The 21,238-nt window shown below is 65.4% G+C and carries 19 protein-coding genes; 9 read left to right on the forward strand and 10 right to left on the reverse strand.

Going from position 1 to position 21,238, the window contains the following annotated elements:
• Positions 1–10: 10 nt before the first annotated feature.
• Genes AC1RCO_RS15970 through AC1RCO_RS15990 form a run of 5 tightly spaced genes read left to right on the forward strand, consistent with a single transcriptional unit; the run spans position 11 to position 5,126 of the window.
• Entirely contained in the window at positions 11–1,768 is a 1,758-nt protein-coding gene (locus AC1RCO_RS15970; RefSeq protein WP_011064361.1) for a bifunctional alpha/beta hydrolase/class I SAM-dependent methyltransferase, read from the forward strand.
• Positions 1,768–3,114 carry a phosphatase PAP2/dual specificity phosphatase family protein gene (locus AC1RCO_RS15975; RefSeq protein ID WP_492617860.1) on the forward strand — a complete coding sequence of 449 codons (1,347 nt, stop codon included), beginning with the start codon at positions 1,768–1,770 and terminating at the stop codon, positions 3,112–3,114. Before AC1RCO_RS15970 ends, AC1RCO_RS15975 begins: the two co-directional genes overlap by 1 nt.
• Positions 3,104–3,559, forward strand: a complete 456-nt coding sequence (locus tag AC1RCO_RS15980) for a hypothetical protein (protein WP_015637562.1) — start codon at positions 3,104–3,106, stop codon at positions 3,557–3,559. The genes AC1RCO_RS15975 and AC1RCO_RS15980 overlap by 11 nt, the downstream gene beginning before the upstream one ends.
• A 9-nt stretch (positions 3,560–3,568) precedes the next feature.
• Positions 3,569–4,192, forward strand: coding sequence for a lysophospholipid acyltransferase family protein (locus tag AC1RCO_RS15985; protein ID WP_011064364.1), 624 nt, complete (start codon positions 3,569–3,571; stop codon positions 4,190–4,192).
• Position 4,193: 1 nt separating this feature from the next.
• Positions 4,194–5,126, forward strand: a complete 933-nt coding sequence (locus AC1RCO_RS15990; protein WP_011064365.1) for a phosphatidate cytidylyltransferase — start codon at positions 4,194–4,196, stop codon at positions 5,124–5,126.
• A 5-nt stretch (positions 5,127–5,131) separates the two neighbouring features.
• Here the strand turns inward: AC1RCO_RS15990 and AC1RCO_RS15995 are convergent, their stop codons facing one another.
• On the reverse strand, positions 5,132–5,605 hold the full coding sequence (locus AC1RCO_RS15995) for an Lrp/AsnC family transcriptional regulator (RefSeq protein ID WP_011064366.1): 474 nt from the start codon (positions 5,603–5,605) through the stop codon (positions 5,132–5,134).
• Positions 5,606–5,764: 159 nt separating this feature from the next.
• Between AC1RCO_RS15995 and AC1RCO_RS16000 the strand changes: the two genes are divergently transcribed.
• The gene (locus AC1RCO_RS16000; protein ID WP_015637564.1) at positions 5,765–6,379 is read left to right on the forward strand and encodes a LysE family translocator; all 615 of its coding nucleotides are present in this window, start codon (positions 5,765–5,767) and stop codon (positions 6,377–6,379) included.
• Between the two features lie 173 nt (positions 6,380–6,552).
• Here the strand turns inward: AC1RCO_RS16000 and AC1RCO_RS16005 are convergent, their stop codons facing one another.
• From AC1RCO_RS16005 to AC1RCO_RS16030, 6 genes are all read right to left on the reverse strand, one after another.
• Positions 6,553–8,715 carry a hypothetical protein gene (locus tag AC1RCO_RS16005; protein WP_492617861.1) on the reverse strand — a complete coding sequence of 721 codons (2,163 nt, stop codon included), beginning with the start codon at positions 8,713–8,715 and terminating at the stop codon, positions 6,553–6,555.
• Entirely contained in the window at positions 8,702–9,904 is a 1,203-nt protein-coding gene (locus tag AC1RCO_RS16010; RefSeq protein WP_492617862.1) for a DUF3142 domain-containing protein, read from the reverse strand. Before AC1RCO_RS16010 ends, AC1RCO_RS16005 begins: the two co-directional genes overlap by 14 nt.
• 217 nt (positions 9,905–10,121) lie before the next feature.
• On the reverse strand, positions 10,122–12,161 hold the full coding sequence (locus AC1RCO_RS16015; RefSeq protein ID WP_492617863.1) for a pyridoxamine 5'-phosphate oxidase family protein: 2,040 nt from the start codon (positions 12,159–12,161) through the stop codon (positions 10,122–10,124).
• Between the two features lie 23 nt (positions 12,162–12,184).
• Positions 12,185–12,814, reverse strand: coding sequence for a glutathione S-transferase family protein (locus tag AC1RCO_RS16020; RefSeq protein WP_011064371.1), 630 nt, complete (start codon positions 12,812–12,814; stop codon positions 12,185–12,187).
• Between the two features lie 126 nt (positions 12,815–12,940).
• On the reverse strand, positions 12,941–13,843 hold the full coding sequence (locus AC1RCO_RS16025; protein WP_072451919.1) for a LysR family transcriptional regulator: 903 nt from the start codon (positions 13,841–13,843) through the stop codon (positions 12,941–12,943).
• A gap of 70 nt (positions 13,844–13,913) precedes the next feature.
• Positions 13,914–14,234: a hypothetical protein gene (locus AC1RCO_RS16030; RefSeq protein ID WP_011064373.1), complete on the reverse strand. Its 321-nt coding sequence runs from the start codon at positions 14,232–14,234 to the stop codon at positions 13,914–13,916.
• Positions 14,235–14,584: 350 nt separating this feature from the next.
• On the opposite strand from AC1RCO_RS16030, the gene AC1RCO_RS16035 reads away from it, so the two are divergent.
• The 3 genes from AC1RCO_RS16035 (at position 14,585) to AC1RCO_RS16045 (ending at position 16,946) form a co-directional block, all read left to right on the forward strand.
• Positions 14,585–15,811 (forward strand): PAAR domain-containing protein, encoded by a 1,227-nt coding sequence (locus AC1RCO_RS16035; protein ID WP_015637569.1) that lies wholly within the window; start codon positions 14,585–14,587, stop codon positions 15,809–15,811.
• Positions 15,812–15,816: 5 nt separating this feature from the next.
• Entirely contained in the window at positions 15,817–16,278 is a 462-nt protein-coding gene (locus AC1RCO_RS16040; protein WP_011064375.1) for a hypothetical protein, read from the forward strand.
• A gap of 281 nt (positions 16,279–16,559) precedes the next feature.
• Positions 16,560–16,946 (forward strand): hypothetical protein, encoded by a 387-nt coding sequence (locus AC1RCO_RS16045; RefSeq protein WP_015637570.1) that lies wholly within the window; start codon positions 16,560–16,562, stop codon positions 16,944–16,946.
• Between the two features lie 93 nt (positions 16,947–17,039).
• On the opposite strand, the gene glmS is transcribed toward AC1RCO_RS16045, so the two are convergent.
• The 3 genes from glmS to glmU all read right to left on the reverse strand — a co-directional run bounded on the left by glmS (position 17,040) and on the right by glmU (position 21,181).
• Positions 17,040–18,872, reverse strand: a complete 1,833-nt coding sequence (gene glmS, locus AC1RCO_RS16050) for a glutamine--fructose-6-phosphate transaminase (isomerizing) (RefSeq protein ID WP_019095991.1) — start codon at positions 18,870–18,872, stop codon at positions 17,040–17,042.
• Between the two features lie 10 nt (positions 18,873–18,882).
• On the reverse strand, positions 18,883–19,653 hold the full coding sequence (locus AC1RCO_RS16055; RefSeq protein WP_169892547.1) for a DeoR/GlpR family DNA-binding transcription regulator: 771 nt from the start codon (positions 19,651–19,653) through the stop codon (positions 18,883–18,885).
• Between the two features lie 160 nt (positions 19,654–19,813).
• Positions 19,814–21,181, reverse strand: coding sequence for a bifunctional UDP-N-acetylglucosamine diphosphorylase/glucosamine-1-phosphate N-acetyltransferase GlmU (gene glmU, locus AC1RCO_RS16060; protein WP_258718080.1), 1,368 nt, complete (start codon positions 21,179–21,181; stop codon positions 19,814–19,816).
• Positions 21,182–21,238: the final 57 nt, after the last annotated feature.

The raw sequence follows: 21,238 nt of genomic DNA on the forward strand, positions 1-21,238 counted from the left end.
GGAAATGGCTATGCGCGACGCTCAACACCAGACGTTCCGAACCCATGACGGTGTCGAACTGTTCTACCGCCACTGGCCAGCCACTGAAGTGGCCCCTGGCGAACCGCGGCAAGCGGTGATGCTGTTCCACCGCGGTCACGAACACTCCGGGCGCATTGCCCACCTGGTGGAAGAGCTGAACCTGCCCCAGTTCGATTTCTTCGCCTGGGATGCCCGTGGCCATGGCCAGTCGCCGGGCGCCCGTGGCGACAGCCCGAGCTTCGCTACCAGCGTGCGCGACGTGCAGACCTTCTGTGATCACCTGGGCAGCGCTCATGGGATCGCCGAGGAAAACATCGCCGTGGTGGCCCAGAGCGTGGGCGCGGTGATCGCGTCCACCTGGGTCCACGACTACGCGCCGCGCATCCGCTCCCTGGTGCTGGCCTCGCCGGCGTTCAAGGTCAAGCTGTACGTGCCCTTCGCCCGGCCCGGCCTGGCCCTGATGCGGCGCTTTCGTGGCAACTTCTTCGTCAACAGCTACGTCAAGGCGCGCTTCCTGAGCCACGACCCGGAGCGGGTCCGCAGCTATGACAGCGACCCGCTGATCACCAAGGCGATCTCGGTGAATGTACTGCTGGGCCTGTATGAAGCGGCAGACCGGGTGGTAGCCGACGCCCAGGCGATCCAGGTGCCGACCCAGTTGCTGATCTCCGGCTCCGACTTCGTGGTGCATCGCAAGCCCCAGGAGCAGTTCTTCGAGCGCCTGGGCAGCCTGCACAAGGAAAAGCACATCCTCCCGGGCTTCTTCCACGACACCCTGGGGGAAAAGAACCGGGCGCCGGCCATGGCCAGCATCCGTCGCTTCATCCTGCAGAATTTCGAGCGCCCGCTGAACCGCCCTGCCCTGCTGGACGCCGACCGCCTGGGCGTTACCTGCGCCGAGTCCGAAGCCCTGGCCGCGCCGCTGCCGCACAATTCCCTGCGCGACCTGTACTGGCGCGCCACCCGTGCCAGCATGCGCCTGGGCAGCCAGCTGTCGGCGGGGGTCAAGCTGGGCTTCGACACCGGTTTCGACTCCGGCAGCACCCTGGACTACGTCTACCGCAACCGCCCCACCGGGCATTCCGCACTGGGCCGGATGATCGACCAGAACTACCTGAACTCCATCGGCTGGCGCGGCATCCGCCAGCGCAAGCTGCATGTGGAAGAACTGCTGCGCCTGGCCATGGAAAAACTCCGTGAGCAAAACAGCGAAGTGCGCATCGTCGATATCGCCGCCGGCCACGGCCGCTACATCCTCGAAGCCCTGCAAGGGGTCAGCCCGCTGCCGGAGTCGATCCTGCTGCGCGATTACAGCGATATCAACGTGCGCGACGGCAGTGCGCTGATCCAGGAGAAAGGCCTGGGGGACATCGCCCGCTTCGTCAAAGGCAACGCCTTCGACCGCGAGGACCTCGCAGCCCTGGACCCGAAACCCACCCTGGCGGTGGTCTCCGGGCTCTATGAGCTGTTCGCCGACAACCAGATGGTCGGCGGCTCCCTGGCGGGCCTGGCCAGTGCCGTGGAGCCCGGCGGCTACCTGGTGTACACCGGCCAGCCGTGGCACCCGCAGCTGGAACTGATCGCCCGCGCCCTGACCAGCCACCGCGAAGGCCAGGCCTGGGTCATGCGCCGCCGCACCCAGGCGGAGATGGACCAACTGGTGGAGGCCGCCGGCTTTCGCAAGGTCACCATGCGTGTGGATGAATGGGGGATCTTCAGCGTATCCCTGGCGCAACGGGTGCAATGATGGCCGCAGGCGCCTTGCCGGCCCGGGAGCCGGGCCTGCTGAAACCCGCGGTGCTCTGGCTGCTGTTGCTGGCACCGCTGTTCTTCAGCACCTACGGCTTCGCCACCTGGGTCACCGCCCAGCGCGACGACGTCGGCAGCATGGTCTTCGACTGGGAACGGCACATGCCGTTCTGGGCCTGGACCATCGTGCCCTACTGGTCCATCGACCTGCTCTACGGCTTCTCCCTGCTGTTGCCAGGCAGCCGTGACGAGCTCAAGCGCCACGCCCTGCGCCTGCTCACCGCCCAGGTGATCGCGGTCAGTTGCTTCCTGCTCTGGCCGCTGAGCTTTACCTTCTCCCGGCCGGAACTGGACGGGGTTTTCGGCTGGCTGTTCGCGGTGCTGGCCGGCTTCGACAAGCCCTTCAACCAGGCGCCGTCGCTGCACATCGCCCTGCTGGTGGTGCTCTGGGTCTGCTACGCACGGCATACCCAGGGCTTCTGGCGCTGGCTGGTGCATGGCTGGTTCGCGCTGATCGGGGTCTCGGTGCTGAGCACTTATCAACACCACTTCATCGATGTACCCACAGGCGCCCTGGCCGGCTGGCTGTGTGTCTGGCTATGGCCGCTGGACCGTCCCAGCCCGCTGTTCAGTGCCCGTGCGGCCCAGGACCCGAAGCGCCGCCAGCTGGCCCTGCGCTATGGCCTGGGTGCGGCGCTGTTCGCCGGGGCAGCCTTTGCCTGGGGCGGCGCCGCGCTGTGGCTGATCTGGCCCGCCGTGGCGCTGTTGCTGGTGGCCCTGAACTACGCCCTGCTGGGTGCCGAGGGTTTCCAGAAGCGCCAGGACGGCAGCCTCAGCCCCGCTGCACGCTGGTTACTGGCGCCTTACCTGGCGGCGGCCTGGATCAACTCGCGGCTGTGGACAAAAAAACATCCACAGCCGGACCCGGTTGTGGATAACGTCTGGCTCGGGCGCCTGCCGACACCGGCCGAGCTCAAGGACAGCCCGTTCGACGCCGTGCTCGACCTGTGCGCCGAGCTGTCCCTGGACAGCCGCGGGCTGCGGGCCTACCAGAGCCTGCCGGTGCTGGACCTGTGCGCCCCCAGTGCCGAGCAGTGCCTGGCCGCCGCCCACGCCATCGAACGCCTGCGCCAGCAAGGGCCGCTGCTGGTGTGCTGCGCCCTGGGTTATTCGCGCAGCGCCACGGCGATTGCCGCCTGGCTGCTGCACAGCGGCCGGGCAGCCACGGTGGATGCCGCCATCGTGCAGATCCAGCGAGCCCGCCCGCAGATCGTCCTGCACCCCGCCCACCGCCAGGCGCTGCAAGCCCTGAGCAGCGCCGGGAGAACGGCCCATGTCCACTGAAATGCAGCTCTACAGCGTGGCCAGCCTGCTGCGCCGGGGCCGCGCCCTGGATCAGTTATCCACAGGCCTGACCCTGCTCGGCGCGCTGTATGGCCTGGGCCAGTACCTGCTGACCAGCGTCACCCTGGGCGGGCTGCTGGTCAGCCTGGCCCTGGTGCTGCTGGGGCTTGTGGAAAAGTACCTGGCGCTGCGGGTAGCCTTCGACGCCGACCTGTTTCAACGCGTGGCCGACGCCCCAACTACCCTGGAACACAGTACCCAGGCCCTGGACCAGGCCCTGAGCGCCCTCGGCCTGCAACCCGCGCAGCGCGGCGGCCGGCCCTGGGACCAACGCAGCCGCGGGGCCCTGGGCCTGCTGCGCCGCCAGGCATTACTGCTGGCAGCACAAGTGCTGGTGATACTGAGCGTGATCCTGGTCAGCCCCTGGCTGACCTTTGCCGGATAAGGAATGCCCATGTTCGAACCCCTGGTCGCCAATCTCATCACCTCCGCCGCCCGCAGCATCACCGGCGCCCGCAGCCTGTGGCTGGGCTCGGCACCGCGCGCGGTGCAGCGGATCTACTTCGCCAACCACAGCAGCCACGGCGACTTCGTACTGCTCTGGGCCTCCCTGCCGCCGGCCCTGCGCAAACTGACGCGGCCCGTGGCCGGCGCCGACTACTGGCAGAAAAGCAACCTGCGCCGCTACATCATCAATCGGGTGTTCAACGGCGTGCTGATCGACCGCGAGCGCAAGGAGGCTGTGGATAACAACCCCCTGCAACCCATGATCGATGCCCTGGAGAACGGCGACTCGCTGATCATCTTTCCGGAAGGCACGCGCAACCCCGAAGACGGCCTGCTGCCGTTCAAGAGCGGGATCTACCACCTGGCCAAACGTTATCCACAGGTTGAGGTGATTCCGGTGTGGATCGCCAACCTCAACCGGGTCATGCCCAAGGGCCGCTTCCTGCCCCTGCCGCTGCTGTGCACCACCAGTTTCGGCGCCCCCCTGACCCTGGAAGAAGACGAAACCAAGGAACACTTCCTCGAACGCAGCCGCGCCGCGCTGCTGGCCCTGGCCCCGGAGCACGCCTGAGATGGATAAGCAGACCCTGATGTTATTCGGCGGCATCGGCGCCATTCTGGTGCTGGCCTCGCTGATCGGTTTCATCCTCCAGTGGCGCACCCGTGGCGCGCCCAACCCGGTGATCGACAACCTCAATGCGCGGATCAATGCCTGGTGGGTGATGGTGCTGGTGATCGGTATCGCCTTCTGGCTCGGCACCGCGGCGGTGATCCTGCTGTTCTATGCGGTGTCGTTCTACGCCCTGCGCGAGTTCCTCACCCTGACCCCGACCCGGCGCAGCGACTATCCGGCCCTGGTGGCGGCCTTCTACCTGGCCCTGCCCCTGCAATACCTGCTGATCTACTCCGACTGGTACGGGCTGTTCTCGATCTTCATTCCGGTCTACGTGTTCCTGCTGCTGCCGATCCTCGCGTCGCTCGGTGGCGACAGCACGCACTTCCTGGAGCGTGCCTCCAAGGTCCAGTGGGGGCTGATGATCGCGGTGTTCTGCGTGTCCTTCGTGCCCGCCCTGCTGACCCTGGACATCGCCGGCTATGAAGGCCGCAACCTGCTGCTGATCGCTTACCTGGTGATCGTGGTGCAGCTCTCGGACGTGCTGCAGTACGTCTGTGGAAAACTCTTCGGCAAGCGCAAGATCGCCCCCAACCTGTCGCCGTCCAAGACCGTGGAAGGCTTTGTCGGCGGCATCCTGCTGGCTTCGATGATCGGCGGGGCGCTGTTCTGGATCACCCCGTTCAATGTCTGGCAGTCATTCCTCATCGCCCTGCTGATCAACCTGCTGGGCTTTGCCGGCGGCATCGTCATGTCGGCGATCAAGCGCGATCGCGGGGTCAAGGACTGGGGGCACATGATCGAGGGCCACGGCGGCATGCTCGATCGCCTGGATTCGGTGTGTTTCGCCGCGCCGATCTTCTTCCACCTGGTGCGCTACTGGTGGACCTGAACCCTTCAGCCCGGTAGATGCCCCAATGGCAGGGGCCCCGGGGTTTTCACCGTGTGAATCGCGAAGTTGCTGCGGATGTCGCTGACCCCGGGGATCTTCAGCAAGTGGCCGGTCAGGAAGCGGTCATAGCCACGCAGGTCCGGGACCACCACTTGCAGCAGGAAATCCGATTCACCCGATACCAGGAACGCCGAGATCACCTCCGGCAACTGCAATACCGCCTGGCGGAAGGCTTCGGCCTCGGCATCGTTGTGTCGCTCCACCTTGACCCCGACGAACACGGTCAGCCCCAGGCCCACCTCGTCGCGGTCCAGGGTGGCCTGGTAGCCACGGATCACCCCGGCCTCTTCCAGCATGCGCACCCGGCGCAGGCAGGGTGACGGCGACAGACCGATCTCTTCGGCCAGCTGCACGTTGCTCAGGCGACCATCGCGCTGCAGCGCGGCGAGGATCTTGCGGTCATAGGCATCAAGTTTCATGTTTGGCATATCCAGATGGTGATTCCGTTCATTAGTGGAACATTATGCCAATTTCAGCTTTTCCGTTGGTTGATTACGCAAGCACCTGCCCTGCCCTGTGGCCCTAAACTGGGCGCACCGACTCGACAACGAAGGGGGTGCAAGGTGGCGCAACTGTGGATGTATTTCCTGGCTCTGGCGGTGGTCTACCTGCTGCCCGGCCCCGACATGATCCTGCTGCTGCAAACCGGCGCCCGCCAGGGCAAGGCCCAGGCTCTGGCCACCGCGCTGGGCCTGGCCCTGTCCCGCGGCTGCCATGTGGCCCTGGCCGCACTGGGCCTGGCGGCGCTGTTCAAGGCCGCGCCCTGGACCTTCGACCTGGTACGCCTGGCGGGCGCCGCCTACCTGCTGTGGATTGGTATCCAGTGCCTGCGGGCGAACCTGTTGCCCAACCTTGAGCCCGGCACCGCCGCAGCCACGCCCCTGCGCTGGCGCGAGGCGATCCAGCGCGGCCTGTTGACCAACCTGCTGAACCCCAAGGCATTGCTGTTCTGTTCGGTACTGCTGCCGCAGTTCGTCGATCCCCAGGCCGGTGCGGTGGTCCCGCAATTCATGACCCTGGGGGTGCTGCTGGTGGCCGTGGGCGGCCTGTTCGACTGCTGCTACGCCCTGGCCGGTGCCGGGCTGGGCCGCTGGATGCAGCGCAGCCCGTCGGCGCAACGAGTGCAGCAATGGCTGTTCGGCAGCCTGCTGATCGGCTTCGCCCTGCGCCTGACGTTCGTCCAGCAGGCCTGACGGCACCTGTAGCCGCTGCCGAGCCTCGGCGAAGCTGCGCGAAGGTCCGCAGGACCTTGCCTGGCGATCCCCGGCAAAATATTCGCCCCAGAGATCGCCGCGACCGCTGCGTCGGAGTGCCGCCCAGCTCGTACGCAGCCTGCGGCAGCGGCTACAGGATCCTGGGCACGCCTTTATGTCGCCTTGTGCGAGGACACCGCGCGGCGGCGTCGGAACAGGTAGGCCGCCCCCAACAGCAGCACGCCGGCACCGGCGCCGGCACCGGCGCCGGCAGCCAGCCTGTGCTCGGCCACCGCGGAACGGGATGCGTCCAGCCACTGGGTCAGGTAGCGCTTGTTGGCGCTGCCGAAGTCCGGTTCCTCACAGTTCATGCCGAAGTTGCCGGCCCACTCCACAAAGGGACCGTTCTGCACATAACGCCGGTAGTACTCGATCTCGGCATCGCTGCCCCGGGTCCAGCGCGCCGCCTTGCACAGCACCGCGGCATAGGCCTGGCTGGTGTGGGGCAGGAAGTCCGCCGCCTGGTTGCCCAGCTCGCCGGCCACGTAGCGATAGTGGTAGCGCACATCGGGTTCGGCAGTGGTGGCCTGCTGGCGCTGCACTTCGTCGGCGCTGATCAGCGGGCCAGCCTGTACCGGCGGGATTTCCAGGCTGTAGCTGCCCCACAGGCTGTGGTAGTCCGGACCCATCTCGTAGCCGAGGATCTCCATCCCCGACGCCCGTGCCAGCTTGCCCGCCTGGTAATAGGCCTCGGCTCGCCGGGTTGGCAGCCAGGCCGACTCGGCGCTGCGCCGGTACTCGCCGTAGGCCTTGGCGATCGCCTGGCGCTCGGGGGTGTAGAAGTAGCCCCAGCCCTCTTCGTAGCGGCCCTCGCGCAACAGCCGCCGGCCCAGCAGTTCGCGCACCTGGGCGGCAATCGGCAGGCTCTCGTAGTAGGCATCGGGCTGCTGGGGGACGAGCGGCGGCGCCGGAACCTGGGCGTCGACGAAATGCTTGAGTTCATCCAGGGTCAGCACTCGCTCAGCCACGGTTGCCGCGTCGTGCCAGTAAATGTCGCCACTGCGGTAGAGCAGCTCGAACGCCTGCACATAGTCGCCACGGTCCAGGGCCAGCACGGCGCTTTCGCCTTCTACCCGGCAGCCCGGCTTGAGGTCTTCATAGTTGCCGTCGTAGTCGCCGCGAAAGCCCCAGCTCTCGTCCCGGGGGAAAGCCGCGGCGGCCTTGGCGTAAGCGGCTGCGGCCGCAGCCTTGTCGCCGTCGCGCACGGCCAGCTTGGCCCGCAGCCACCAGGCCAGGCCACCGTCGCCGGCATGCTCGAGCAGCAACCGGGTGGTGGCGAAATCGCCGTTCTGGTAATTCAGCGCCGCCAGGCGATCGGCGTTGTCGAAGGTGCCGGCGGTGCCCTGGCTCAGCAGCTTGATCAGTTTTTGCTCGGCCTCCGGCTTTTCACCGAAGGACCAGCCCTGGTGCGAAACCAGTGAAGCCGTGAGCAAGCGCGCCACCGAGGGCTGCTTGAGCTGCTCCAGCAATTGCGCGTCCGACAGGCCGCCCAACTCGCCCACCACCTGCTTCAGCGAGCTGTAGCCGACCTCCGACCCCAGCAGGTTCTGGCTGGCATACAGATCGATGGCCTCGCTCCAGTGGTTCTGGTTCTTCAGAATGCGCGCCTCTTCTCCCAGGCTGGCGATGCCCAGCTCCAGGGGGTCGCTGAAGCCGTCGATGCTCAGTTGGCGGGTCTGGACGAAGGCCTGGCGCGCCGCCAGCAAGGTGTCGCTGCGCCCCTGGTCGTCCAGCTCGTTGGCTTCTTCACTGATGGCTTGCAGGGCCCGGCCCAGGGAGTAGGCGGCCCAGGTACTGCGCAGCGCCCGCTGCTCGGCGGGCAGCGCCAGCACCTTGCGGAAATACTCCGCCGCCAGCTCATGATCCCCGGCGCCGAAGGCCACTGCGCCCGCGGTGTAGAGGTTGATCTGCGGCGGCAGGCTGGCCCCTTGCTGCTCCGCCACGCGCCCGTCATTGAGCGTGCGCAACTGCCCGACCAGGGCTTTCTGGGCGTCGTCCAGCCCTTGCTGTTCCGCCCAGTTGCGCGCCTGCACCTCGTAGCTGTCAGGCAGGTTGTAATCGCGGCTGAAGGCATCCTTGACCACTGGCTTGAGCCCGACGATGGGCTTGCCCAGGCGGGACACTTCGAACTGGAAGCTGCCTTCCGGCAACTGCGCCAGGGTCTGCGGGCGATCCTCCAGCAGGCGCATGGGGAAGGTCGGACCGCAGGCCAGGGCCGGGGCCAAGGGCAGGCACAGGCTCAGGCACAGCAGGTAGCGGGATCTAGGGACGAACATGTGCAGCTCCTTGGTCAATTTTTGTACAGCGGGCCCAGCCCACGGCCCGGGTGCCGCCCGCCGCCAGACGGCCGGCCTGCTGGCGGGTCAATAGCAGCTGGCCGTCACGCAGCTCGGCGGAATAACCGCCCAGCCCGTCGAATCCGTCGCATTGGGCAACGGCCAGGGTCAGTTGTTCAGGCAAAGGGCGGTCGAGATTGCCCGGGTTGTCCAAGCGGATATCGAAGAGACCGTCCTGCTCCTGCAGGCTGATGCCCATGCGGCTGTCCAGCACGTCTCCACGGGCCACCGCGCGCAGGGTATCCAGGCTCCAGGCGCGGACATCGCCCTTGAGCGGCAGGCGAAACCAGATCAGCCCGGCCAGATGGGCCGGCGGATCATTGCGCAGGATCTTGGCCAGTTGGCTCAGTTGCTCGGGGTCGGCCATCAGCTCCCGGCGCTGGCCCCGGCGCGCAATGGGCGCCTCGCTTTCCACCACTGGAGCCTGGGCGGTGCCGGGCAGCAAGGCCACGCCGTAGGCAGGCAGGGCCAGGTAGAACGGCTTGTCGCTGACCCCAGCCCAGCGCCTGGCCCATTGTTCAGCCTGGTGCGGGTCGAACAGCCCGCGCCGGGGGTCGCTGACCGCATGTACCTGGAGCACGCTGCTGTCGACCTGAGCCAGCAGCCCGGGCAACTCGCGGCTGTCGAGCCAGGCGGGCAGCGCGGTGATGCTCAGGGCCAGCTGCTGCGGCAGCACCTCGCGCAGCCGCCGCAGGAGCCCGGCATAGGCCGGCAGCCGGGCGCTGCCGGCATCGTGGTCGATCTCCAGGCCGGCCAGGGTCAGGCCCTGCCCTTGCCAGTCGGCCAGCAGTTGCTGCACCTGCTGGAGGATGTCGTCCTGGTTCAGGGACGGCAGTTGGCCATCCAGGCGCACCACCGCAATCAGCGGGCGACCGTCTTGCTTGAGCAAGGCGGCGTCGATCCGCGCCCGGCTCCAGCCGGCCTGTGGAAAAGCCTGCAGGGCCAGCACTCGGACGGTGGAAAAGTCCGCCCGCGAGCCTGCCAGGGCGTCGGCGTGGGCCGGGGTCCACTGGCGTTGCCAGATATAGAGTTGCTGATCCAGCGGCGGCCCCTCTTCATGACGACAGGCATTGAGCAGCAGCCCGCAGACCAGCACGGCGCAAAGACGGAGCAAAACCCGGGGGAGCATGAATCGTTGATTCCCTTTAACGCAAAAGCCCCGGAATACCGGGCGCCATACACCTGATCGACATCGCCTGTAGCCGCTGCCGGGCCCGCGAGGCAGCGAAAAGAACCGCAGGGCCTTCACCTCTCACTTACAACCCGCAACTACCGCGACAAAGCAGCCGCCAGCCTACGCAGCAGTGCGGTTGGCAGCAATCGCCGCAAGGAGTTTTTTCCCGCTTCTACAGGTCCAGCACCAACGCTGGCACCAGGTTATCCACAGCCGCCGGCACCGCGCAGCAGATCAGCACCTGCCCCGGTTCCGGTAACTGTGCAGGCACCTGTGGATAATTCACCTGGCCGCTGATCAACCGGGTCTGGCAAGTGCCGCAGGAGCCGCCACGGCAACTGAATGGCGGATGCAGGCCGGCGCTCTCCGCCAGTTGCAGCAGGCTGCCGCTGGCCGGCTCCCAGGACAGCTCCCGGCCGGCCTGCTGGAACCGCACCGCCACGGCCCGGGTGGCGGCAGGCTGTTGGGCAAAGGGCACGGCCTCGGGGTCCGGCCGGCGGCGCAGGGTCGAAGGGCCGAAGGTTTCGGCATGGATCTGCCGGTCGTCGATATCCAGGTCCCGCAGGCTGTCGTACAGGCCCTGGGTAAAGGCCCCGGGGCCGCAGAGCACGAAGTCTGCGCGGTCAAGATCCAGGTCCGGTTGCGCCAGCAGCAGTTGCACATCGATGCGCCCGCAATGATCGAAGCCAGCACCCGGCCGGACCCCGGCTTCCGGCTGGCTGAGCAGGCGCAGCAGCCGCACTGAATCCCCAGCCTGCGCCAGCAGGGTTTGCAGCTCCTTGGCAAAGGGTTGCTCGGCAAGCGTGCGCGAACCCTGGATCAACCAGGTGGGCCGGGTATGCCGGGTGCGCAGGCCCTGGTACAGCACCTCCCGCAGCATCGACAGCAACGGTGTGATGCCGACCCCGGCCGCCAGCAGCACCAGTGGCTGTGACGACAGCGCATCGGCAGTGAAACGCCCCTGTGGGGCGCGGGCCTGCAGCAAGTCGCCGACCTTGAGTGCCTGATGCAGGTGGCGGGAAACCTGGCCCTCGCGCTTGACGCTGATACGCAGAAAGTCATCGGAAGGCGCGCTGGACAGGCTGTAGGTGCGAATCAGCGGCTGGCCGTCGAGCACGACCTGCACGGGCAGGTGCTGGCCGGGCACAAAGCTCGGGGAGCCGGCTGCATCCGCCGGTTCCAGGTAGAAGGAGCGAATGCTGCTGCTTTCGTCCTCGATCCGGGTCACCCGCAATGGCCGCCACTGCTGGCCCAGGGCCGTGGCGCGCAGCCGAGCCTCGGCTTGCGGCCAACTGCCGGTCAGCAGGCTGTTGGGGGAAAAACCCTGCAACTGCCAACGCAGGGACAGCGCCGCCGGGCGCCGTACCAGCCGCTCCACGGTAAAGCGCCACAACCGCTCGGCGCCCTGGAAGGCCTTGACCAGCGGCCCGTCGTGGATGATTTCGGTGCGGCCACTGAGCTGCAGCAGCTCACCGCTGGGAAAGTCGATGAACAACAAGCCGGCCCGGGGGTTGAGCAGCAGGTTGCCCAGGGTGTTGAAGTGCAGGTTGCCGGCAAAATCCGGGATGGTCAGGCAATTGCCCTCGACCCGGACGAACCCGACCTGGCCGCCACGGTGGGACACATCCACCGAGCGCTGGCCGTCCAGGTCGACGTAGCTGGCGACAAAGAAAGTGTCGGCGCCACCGATCAGGGCCCGAGCCTCAGGATCCAGGCCGTCGCGATACTGTGCCGGCCGGCTGGCGGGGTCGCTCAAGGGCACCTGCTGCAGCTCGCGCTGCTGGATGTATTGCGGGCAATTGCCGAACGCCTGTTGCACCGCCACGCTGAAGCCGTGGCGGTCCACAGCACTGACCCGGCCATTGAGGCGGTTGCGCCGCCGGGTGTGCAGTTCAATGCCCAGCAAGCCCAGGGCCGCACCTTCCTGCAACTGCACGGGGTCGTCGGCGGCCGGCAGGCTGCCCAGGCGCAGCCGGGTCGCCTCGGGGGCCTGGGCGAAACCGGGCGGGCCTTCGAGAATGCTCGCCCAGGGGTTGCCCTGGGCATCCACCGCGCCCACCAGGATGAACGGCAACTGCCCGTAGAACTGCCGGTGCTGATCCGGCATCGCCTGGCGGATCACCTTGGTGCCAAAGGCCTCCATGCGCTCGGCCACTCCGGCCCGGGCCTGCAACTGCCGCTCGCCGGCATGCCAGGGGGAACTGCTGCTCATGGTGCTGCCTCCGCAGGTGCGCCTCAGGCGCTTTTGAGCCCCGCCGCCGTGGACGGCATGGGCACGAAGCCCGGCAAGGCCTCGATCCGCGCCAGCCAGGCCCGCACGTTGGGATAATCGGCCAGGGACACGTTGCCCTCCGGCGCGTGGGCGATATAGCTGTAGCCGGCGACGTCGGCGATGGTCGCCTGTTCACCCACCAGGAACGGCCGGTTCGCCAGTTCCTGGTCCATCACCTTGAGCAGGCCGTGGGCGCGGGCAATGACCTCCTCGGCATTGAAGGTGGCGCCGAACACCGTGATCAGTCGCGCCGCCGCCGGACCGAAGGCGATCGGCCCCGCCGCCACCGACAACCAGCGCTGTACCTGCGCCGCGCCCACCGGGTCGGTGGGCAACCAGCGGCCGCGGCCATAGCGTTGCGCCAGGTACACCAGGATCGCGTTGGAGTCCGCCAGCACCGTGCCCTGGTCATCGATCACCGGTACTTGGCCAAAGGCGTTGAGGGCCAGGAATTCGGGCTGCTTGTGGGCACCCTGGGCCAGGTCGACAAAGATGGTTTCGGTAGGCAGGTCCAGCAGCGACAGCATCAGCTCGACGCGGTGAGCGTGGCCGGACCGGGGAAAGTTGTAGAACTTGATGGGAAGCAGGGACATGCTCGACTCCGCAGGCTGGGACGCGGTCGAAGGGCCGCGCTGGCAGGGCCATCTTGGTCCATGACGCAAAACAACAGAATCACCAGAAATCGCAATCCGGCATTTCAGCCAGCGCAATAAAGCTGATCAAGTATTGAGCGATGGATGCTCGCGCAGGGCCTGCACGGCGAAATCGACAAAGCTGCGTACCCGCGCCGGCGCCTTGCGACCGCCCTGGTACACCACGTGGATCGGCAAGGGCGGCAGCTCGAAATCCGCCAGCACGATCTGCAACTGGCCGGCAGCGACCTGATCGGCCACCTGATAGGACAGCACCCGGGTCAGGCCCAGCCCCAGGCAGGCGGCACTGATGGCGGCCTGGTTGGCGCTCACCAGCAGCCGCGGTTCCGGGCGCAGGCTCAGAGCGCGCCCAGCGTCGTTGAATTGCCAGTGGCGCGCCTGGCCGGTGGAGGATGGCGCAATCAGCGGAGCCTGGCGCAGGTCATCGGGGTGCTGGGGGCAACCATGGGCCGCCAGGAATCCGGGGGCTGCACAGACCACCCGGCGCACCTGGCCTACTCGGATGCTGTGCTGGCCGCTGTCCGGCAATTCGCCGATGCGCACCGCCACATCGATGCCTTCATCCACCATGTTCGCCACTCGGTCCACCAGCAAGGCGTTGACGCTGACCTGTGGATAACGTTGCAGATAGCGCACCAGCAGCGGGGTGACGAACAGATCGCCGAACAGCACCGGCGCAGTCAGGCTCAGTTGCCCCCGTGGCTGGGCGTGGATGCCGGCGGCCGAGGCCTCGGCATCCTGGACCTCGGCGAGAATGCGTCGGCAGTCCTCCAGATAACGTTGCCCGGCTTCGCTCAGGTGCACCTTGCGGGTGGTGCGCACCAGCAACTGGGTGCCGATGCGCTGTTCGAGGGCTGCCACGGCCCGGGTGACGCTGGCCGCCGACAGGTTAAGGCGCCGCGCAGCCGCGGCGAACCCCTGCTCCTGGGCGACACAGACGAACACCTGCATTTCCTGAAACCTGTCCATGTCTTATCTCACCTGGCAGCGCCCGCCCGACAGGCGCCCCGCACGCGCAGCATAATCCACGGCCACGACGTCAGGGAGCGCACCAGGTCTGCACCTCGTGCTTGTCAAATCCGGGGCAACGGTTGGTTTTGGCAATCAACCGGTAAGGTTGGTCTTGGGCGTAGGAAAAATAGAAGTAGTACTGCTGATCTTCACCGTATAGCCAATAGGAAGAGGAACCCTGGTTGATCAGGGTCGGTTCAAAGGTCCAGATGGACGATTCAGCAGGAATGAAATTGGTTCGGTCCATCAGCAGCAAGAGGCTGTTGGAGAGCACTGGGGTCAGGACTCCCAGGCCCAGGACAGCCACCATCAGAACGATCATCCATCCATGAATCAGGCGAAGTGTCATTGGTTTTCCATTAGCGCTAAAAAAATTCCGGCCTGTGCACAAGTCGGGATTCGCCGGGGCGTCCACTGGCACTCGCAGTGGATTCGCAGAACCAAAACTGTCGCACAAAAATAACGCTCTGATTTCAATTGTTTTTCGAAGATCCAACGCGGACAGGCGAGCAAGGACAAGGGTGCACCCCAGCCGGTTGGTTCCTTCCCGCCGGCGGCGTGAAGCGCGAGTGGTCCCCTGTGACGACAGACTGCCTTCCAGCTCTTGCCGCGCCCCCGGTTACTCTTTGATAATCCGCCGCTCGGGCCACCCACTGGCCCCAGGGAAGATGCGTATCGCATCGCAGGCGGAGTCTCAGCATGGATGTACAGGCCGCAGCGCGGTTGGGCGACGACATCGCCCATGGATTCGGAGTTGCTGCCATGCTCGCCGGCGCGGTCGCAGGCGCTCTCATTGGCGCGGCCATCATTGCGGCGACCGCGGCAACAGGCGGCCTGGCGGTGGTGATCCTGGCGGGTTCGGTCGCCGCCGGTGGCCTGTCGATGTTCCAGCTGGTGAAGGGGCTGTCGACCATCTTCGATCTGCCCGAGCCAACCACCGGTGAACTCATAAGGGGCAGTCCCAACGTATTCGTCAACTTGCGCAATGCCATGCGTGCCGGCGAGGACGTGTCCAGTTCCTGTACCGGCTTTCCTGTGGCGCATCCCCCCTGGCCCTTCCCGGTCACCATCGCCGAAGGCAGCGCTACCGTGTATATCAACGGCAAGCCGGCGGCGCGACTGAGCAGCAAGATGACCTGCGGCGCGCATATCAAGTCCGGTAGCCCGAACACCTTCATCGGCGGTCCGACGCTGCAGGTGGAATTCGTGCTGGATATCGAGGGCTGGCTGCATACCGGCCTGGAGGCGCTGGGCCTGGTCGCCGCCGCCGGCGCGCTGGTGCTGGCCGCCATGGCCGGCCTCGCGGCCCTGCTGACCACCGTGGCGGTGGGGGCCGCGATCTATGGGGGCATGGAGTTGCTGGGCCAGCTCGGCGACCGGCTCGGCCCGGGCTACCGTGACCTGCTGCAAGGTATCGCCGGCCTGGCGCTGCTCGGCGCCGGGCCGAAAATGGCCAAGTTGAGCGCCGAACGCAATGCCGCGCGACTGGCCAACCAGTCGCAGGTGCTCGAGGTGCGCACGGCCGCCCAGGTCAACGAGGCGATGGTCGCCGAGGGCAACTTGCCGGCTTGGCTGGAAGGCACCCAGGTCAAGACCGAAATAGTGCCACCGGGAAGGCAATACCAGATGGTCGTCGCCAAGGGCCAGGCCGAAGCCATCATGCAGGGCAAGCCAGCCTTCGGAGGTTTCGCCGCCCCCGAGCCGATTCCCAGCCAGGCCTATGCTCGGGATAAACTGGTGATCCTCGATCGATTCAAGACAGACGTATCCCATGTGATCACCGTCGAAACCACCGCACCGCAAAAGATTCACAGTGGTATCACCGGCCCGCTGGAGAACTACAAGGGCGGCGTGCAGCAGGTGGAGTTCGTCGGTGACAGGAATCTGAAAATTGTCGGCACGCCTGGTGTGCTGCCTGTGGAGTGAAAGTTGTGATTAGTGATTTCGAGCGGATCCGCGAAGACGGCAAGGTCATCGACGAAAACATGACGGTGGACCAGATGATCGCCCTGGGGTGGTCTCCTTGCCGGGTCGTCGAGGCTCGCTGGCGCTGGCAGGAACAGCTCCTGAGCGTGGTCAACAGCCGCGGCCTGCTGGCGATCGTGGTGCCGGATCGGCAACACCTGGCCATCCTGTGGAACGATGACGATACGGGCGTGGCCGCAACCCTCTACGTGGTCTCCGGCGACCGCCAGCAACAGATCAGGATTGCCGACCAGTTACTGATCAATGGCCAGCTCGAAGCAGGTATCTACAGCTGGTTCGAGCAGTTCCCGCAGGTTTCGCCCAGCATCTTTACCTGCATGTTCAGCCGTCAGCGTGACCAGGCAATGTTCAGGGTGGATATCGACGCGTCGACTGGCGACATTGTTTCGATACAGCATTCGCGCTGAGCGCTGTTCAGCACCGCCACGCCTGAGCGACGAGCGCTGCAGGCAGGCAAAGGGAAATAACAAAGAGGGGAGCCCGGCTGGGCTCCCCTCTTGCTGTGTCAGCTTCGATGATCCAGGACCATCACTTGAGTGATAGTGAAGATTAAAGACTGTCTCGCCAGCCCAAGGAAATATCGCCCCGAATGCTGTCGCGGAATTGTTTCCTACTGATGCTGGCAGCGGCATGGCGCTGAGATGGGCTTGCCAATTTGGCAACCCATCACAGTAGAGAGAGGCCTGATATGCCCACTTTGAATCCTGCAATCACGCTGGTCGGCAACCTTGACCAATTCAACCATGATGGTTTCGAGATCGAAGCCATGAACTTCCTCTTCGATCGCCTTGATCGTGGCAACCTGACGGTGGATGGCGAGCCCCTGTACATTGGCAATCAAGCTGTCCATCACTACACCTGGCGCGACAAACAACGTAACCGCACCTGCTCAATGTTCTACACGTATGGCAATACCCCGAGCAGTCATCTTTCGGTTTATGGCCTAGGCAAACACGTTGGTGACAGCGACAAGGAATACGCGCTCTACACCTGGATCGACAAGAAAGAACAGCTGTACACCCTGGCCCCAACCCGCAGCGATTCACGCTTTCGCTCGCTGCTAGCGCCCAACTGAGTCGGCGCCATGTGAAGCAGCCCCCTGCAACAAGGCGCTCATCTGGAGCGCCTTGTTGCAAGAGCGAGCACCTGGGCGGTCACTGTGGATAACTCACTCCACGGTCACCGACTTGGCGAGGTTGCGCGGCTGGTCGACGTCGGTGCCCTTGAGCACGGCCACGTAGTAGGACAGCAGCTGCAGCGGGATGGTGTAGAGGATCGGCGAGAGGATGTCGTGGATGTGCGGCATCTGGATCACGTGGGTGCCTTCGCCATTGGTCATGCCGGCCTGCTCGTCGGCGAACACGATCAGCTCGCCGCCACGGGCGCGCACTTCCTGCAGGTTGGACTTGAGCTTTTCCAGCAGCTCGTTGTTCGGTGCCACGGTAACCACCGGCATGTCGTTATCCACAAGCGCCAGGGGGCCGTGCTTGAGCTCGCCGGCCGGATAGGCTTCGGCGTGGATGTAGGAAATCTCCTTGAGCTTGAGCGAGCCTTCCATCGCCACCGGGTACTGGGCACCACGGCCGAGGAACAGGGTGTGGTGCTTGTCGGCAAACAGCTCGGCCGTTTTTTCCACCACGCCATCCATGGCCAGGGCTTCGCCCAGGCGGATCGGCAGGCGACGCAGCTCTTCCACCAGCTCGGCTTCCACGCCGGCGGCCAGGGTGCCACGTACCTGGCCCAGGGACAGGGTCAGCAGCAGCAGGCCCACCAACTGGGTGGTGAAGGCCTTGGTGGAGGCCACGCCGATCTCGCGACCGGCCTGGGTCAGCAGGGTCAGGTCCGATTCACGCACCAGGGAGCTGATGCCGACGTTGCAGATCGCCAGGCTGGCGAGGAAGCCCAGCTCCTTGGCATTGCGCAGAGCGGCCAAAGTGTCGGCGGTTTCGCCGGACTGGGAGATGGTCACGAACAGGGTATCGGGCTGCACCACCACCTTGCGGTAGCGGAACTCGCTGGCCACTTCCACCTGGCAGGGGATGCCGGCCAGTTCTTCCAGCCAGTAACGGGCGACCATGCCGGCATGGTAGCTGGTGCCGCAGGCGACGATCTGCACATTGCGCACCTTGGCGAACAGCTCGGCGGCTTGCGGACCGAAGGCCTGGACCAATACCTGGTTGGCGCTCAGGCGGCCTTCCAGGGTGCGCTGCACCACGGATGGCTGCTCGTGGATTTCCTTGAGCATGAAGTGGCGGAACTCGCCCTTCTCTGCCGCTTCGGCGCCATCGCGGTACTGCACCGCTTCGCGTTCCACGGCCTTGCCGTTGATGTCCCAGATCTGCACGCTGTCGCGGCGGATTTCGGCGATATCCCCTTCTTCCAGGTACATGAAGCGGTCGGTGACCTGGCGCAGGGCCAACTGGTCGGAGGCGAGGAAGTTTTCCCCCAGGCCCAGGCCGATCACCAGCGGGCTGCCGCTGCGGGCCGCAACCAGGCGGTCCGGCTGGCTGGCGCTGATCACGGCCAGGCCGTAGGCACCATGCAGCTCCTTGACGGTGGCCTTGAGGGCCTTGGTGAGGTCTCCCAGGTCCTTGAGCTTGTGGTTCAGCAAGTGGGCGATGACTTCGGTGTCGGTGTCCGAAGTGAACTCGTAACCCAGGGCGCCGAGCTGAGCGCGCAAGGCTTCGTGGTTCTCGATGATGCCGTTGTGCACGATCGCCAGGTCGCCGGAGAAATGCGGGTGGGCATTACGTTCGCATGGCGCACCGTGGGTGGCCCAGCGGGTGTGGGCGATGCCCAGGCGGCCGACCAGCGGCTCACTGGCCAGGGCCTGCTCCAGTTCGCTGACCTTGCCCGGGCGCCGCATGCGCTCCAGCTTGCCGGCATTGGTATAGACCGCCACACCGGCGCTGTCGTAGCCGCGGTATTCGAGGCGCTTGAGGCCTTCCAGCAAAATGGCGGTGATATTGCGTTCAGCAACGGCGCCAACAATTCCACACATGGTTTCTCTCCTAGCTGACAGCCGCGCAAATCAGAGTTATGCCGCGGGCCTGGATCTGGTCGCGGACCTCTAAGGGCAGGCGATCATCGGTAATAAGGGTATGGACGCTGCTCCACGGCAGCTCCAGGTTGGGAATCTTGCGGCCGATCTTGTCGGATTCGACCATCACCACCACTTCCCGGGCCACTTCAGCCATGACCCGGCTCAAACCCAGCAGTTCGTTGAAAGTGGTAGTGCCACGGGCCAGATCGATGCCATCGGCACCGATAAACAGCTGGTCGAAGTCATATGAGCGTAGAACCTGCTCGGCCACCTGGCCCTGGAAGGACTCGGAATGCGGGTCCCAGGTGCCACCGGTCATCAACAGCACCGGTTCGTGCTCCAGCTCGCTCAGGGCGTTGGCCACATTCAACGAGTTGGTCATGACCACCAGGCCAGGCTGCAGGCCCAGCTCGGGGATCATCGCGGCGGTGGTGCTGCCACTGTCGATGATGATCCGGGCATGCTCACGGATACGCTGCACCGCAGCGCGGGCAATGGCCTGCTTGTAGAGGGATACGGGCTGGCCAATATCGCTGACCAGTTCCTGGGGCATGGTGATCGCTCCACCGTAACGGCGCAGCAGCAAGCCATTGCTCTCCAGAGCGGCCAGGTCCTTTCGAATCGTAACTTCAGAGGTTTCGAAACGCTTGGCCAACTCGTCAACGCTCACTTCGCCCTGTTCATTGAGCAAGGCGAGGATATTGTGGCGACGTTGAGGTGTGTTGCGTTTTGACATGATGGCTTTAAGTTTCGATTCGAAAGATAACGGAAGCAATAAAAACCCAAGATCGAAACTTCGTCAAGCGCGCAGGTGAAAAAAATCGCCGGCAAGCCGGCTCCTACAGATGGGTGTAAGAGCCAGCTTGCCGGCGAACAGGGTTCCGCGGTTGTGGATAACCTCAGTCCTTCTTGATCTTCTCCGGCCGTTTCCAGCCATCGATGTTCTTCTGCCGGGCGCGGCCGACCGCCAGTTGAGCCGGGGCCACATCCTGGGTGATGGTGGAACCGGCAGCCGTGGTGGCGCCGGAGGAGATATCCACAGGTGCTACCAACGAGTTGTTGGAGCCGATGAACACGTCTTCGCCCATGATCGTCTTGTGCTTGTTCACCCCATCGTAGTTGCAGGTGATGGTGCCGGCGCCAATGTTGGTGCGCGCACCGATCACCGCGTCGCCCAGGTAGGTCAGGTGGCCGGCCTTGGCACCCTGGCCCAGGTGGGCATTCTTCAGTTCGACGAAGTTACCCACATGAGCCCTGGCTTCCAGCACGGTACCGGGACGCAGCCGGGCGAACGGACCGGCATCGCTGCCCTCGCCCATCACCGCGCCATCGAGGTGGCTGTTGGCCTTGATCACCGCGCCCTTGCGCAGGGTGCTGTCCTTGATCACGCAGTTGGGGCCGATCACCACGTCGTCCTCGATCACTACCCGGCCTTCGAGAATCACGTTGATGTCGATCAGCACATCACGGCCAACAATGACTTCGCCACGCACATCAAAACGTGCCGGGTCGCGCAAGGTCACGCCCTGGGCCATCAACCGGCGGCCGGCCCGCAGCTGGTAGTGCCGCTCCAGCTCGGCCAGTTGCTTGCGGTCGTTGGCGCCCTGCACTTCCATGGCGTCGTGGGGCTGCTCGGTGGCGACGATCAGGCCGTCGCTGACCGCCATGGCGATCACGTCGGTGAGGTAGTACTCGCCCTGGGCGTTGTTGTTGGACAGCCGGCCGGTCCAGTCGCCCAGGCGCTTGCCGGGCACTGCGAGAATGCCGGTGTTGCCTTCGGTGATGGCGCGGGTGGCTTCGTCAGCATCCTTCTGCTCGACAATGGCGACGACTTTGCCGTCGGCATCACGAACGATGCGCCCGTAGCCGGTAGGGTCGTCCAGCTCGACGGTAAGCAGGCCCAGTTGCTCCGGCCCCACCTGCTTGAGCAGGCGCTGCAGGGTCTCGACTTCGATCAGCGGCACGTCGCCGTAGAGGATCAGCACCGTGTCAGCAGTGATAAAAGGCACGGCCTGGGCCACCGCATGGCCGGTGCCCAGTTGCTTGTCCTGCAGCACGAAATTCAGGTCGTCGGCGTCCAGCCGCTCGCGCACCGCATCGGCACCGTGGCCGATCACCACATGGATACGCTGTGGGTCGAGTTGCCGGGCGCTGTGGATAACATGCCCGAGCATGGAGTTGCCGGCGACCGGGTGAAGAACCTTGGGCAGCGCCGAACGCATGCGGGTGCCCTGGCCTGCGGCGAGGATAACGATTTCGAGAGACATGACTGGCTACCAATCCTGGAAGGTCAGACTGCGACCAAGAGGGGGGTGAATGGCGGA

This window comes from Pseudomonas sp. GW823-FHT03E05 (assembly GCF_058796855.1).

Excerpts from the sequence above, each read along its gene's own strand:
- AC1RCO_RS15970 (WP_011064361.1), top strand. The coding sequence starts at position 11 with ATGCGCGACGCTCAACACCAGACGTTCCGAACCCATGACGGTGTCGAA.
- glmU (WP_258718080.1), bottom strand. The coding sequence starts at position 21,181 with ATGTCTCTCGAAATCGTTATCCTCGCCGCAGGCCAGGGCACCCGCATG.
- AC1RCO_RS16020 (WP_011064371.1), bottom strand. The coding sequence starts at position 12,814 with ATGTCCCTGCTTCCCATCAAGTTCTACAACTTTCCCCGGTCCGGCCAC.
- AC1RCO_RS16005 (WP_492617861.1), bottom strand. The coding sequence starts at position 8,715 with ATGTTCGTCCCTAGATCCCGCTACCTGCTGTGCCTGAGCCTGTGCCTG.
- AC1RCO_RS15985 (WP_011064364.1), top strand. The coding sequence starts at position 3,569 with ATGTTCGAACCCCTGGTCGCCAATCTCATCACCTCCGCCGCCCGCAGC.
- AC1RCO_RS15995 (WP_011064366.1), bottom strand. The coding sequence starts at position 5,605 with ATGAAACTTGATGCCTATGACCGCAAGATCCTCGCCGCGCTGCAGCGC.
- AC1RCO_RS16015 (WP_492617863.1), bottom strand. The coding sequence starts at position 12,161 with ATGAGCAGCAGTTCCCCCTGGCATGCCGGCGAGCGGCAGTTGCAGGCC.
- AC1RCO_RS16025 (WP_072451919.1), bottom strand. The coding sequence starts at position 13,843 with ATGGACAGGTTTCAGGAAATGCAGGTGTTCGTCTGTGTCGCCCAGGAG.
- glmS (WP_019095991.1), bottom strand. The coding sequence starts at position 18,872 with ATGTGTGGAATTGTTGGCGCCGTTGCTGAACGCAATATCACCGCCATT.
- AC1RCO_RS16010 (WP_492617862.1), bottom strand. The coding sequence starts at position 9,904 with ATGCTCCCCCGGGTTTTGCTCCGTCTTTGCGCCGTGCTGGTCTGCGGG.
- AC1RCO_RS16000 (WP_015637564.1), top strand. The coding sequence starts at position 5,765 with ATGTATTTCCTGGCTCTGGCGGTGGTCTACCTGCTGCCCGGCCCCGAC.
- AC1RCO_RS16030 (WP_011064373.1), bottom strand. The coding sequence starts at position 14,234 with ATGACACTTCGCCTGATTCATGGATGGATGATCGTTCTGATGGTGGCT.
- AC1RCO_RS16045 (WP_015637570.1), top strand. The coding sequence starts at position 16,560 with ATGCCCACTTTGAATCCTGCAATCACGCTGGTCGGCAACCTTGACCAA.
- AC1RCO_RS15990 (WP_011064365.1), top strand. The coding sequence starts at position 4,194 with ATGGATAAGCAGACCCTGATGTTATTCGGCGGCATCGGCGCCATTCTG.
- AC1RCO_RS16035 (WP_015637569.1), top strand. The coding sequence starts at position 14,585 with ATGGATGTACAGGCCGCAGCGCGGTTGGGCGACGACATCGCCCATGGA.
- AC1RCO_RS15980 (WP_015637562.1), top strand. The coding sequence starts at position 3,104 with ATGTCCACTGAAATGCAGCTCTACAGCGTGGCCAGCCTGCTGCGCCGG.
- AC1RCO_RS15975 (WP_492617860.1), top strand. The coding sequence starts at position 1,768 with ATGGCCGCAGGCGCCTTGCCGGCCCGGGAGCCGGGCCTGCTGAAACCC.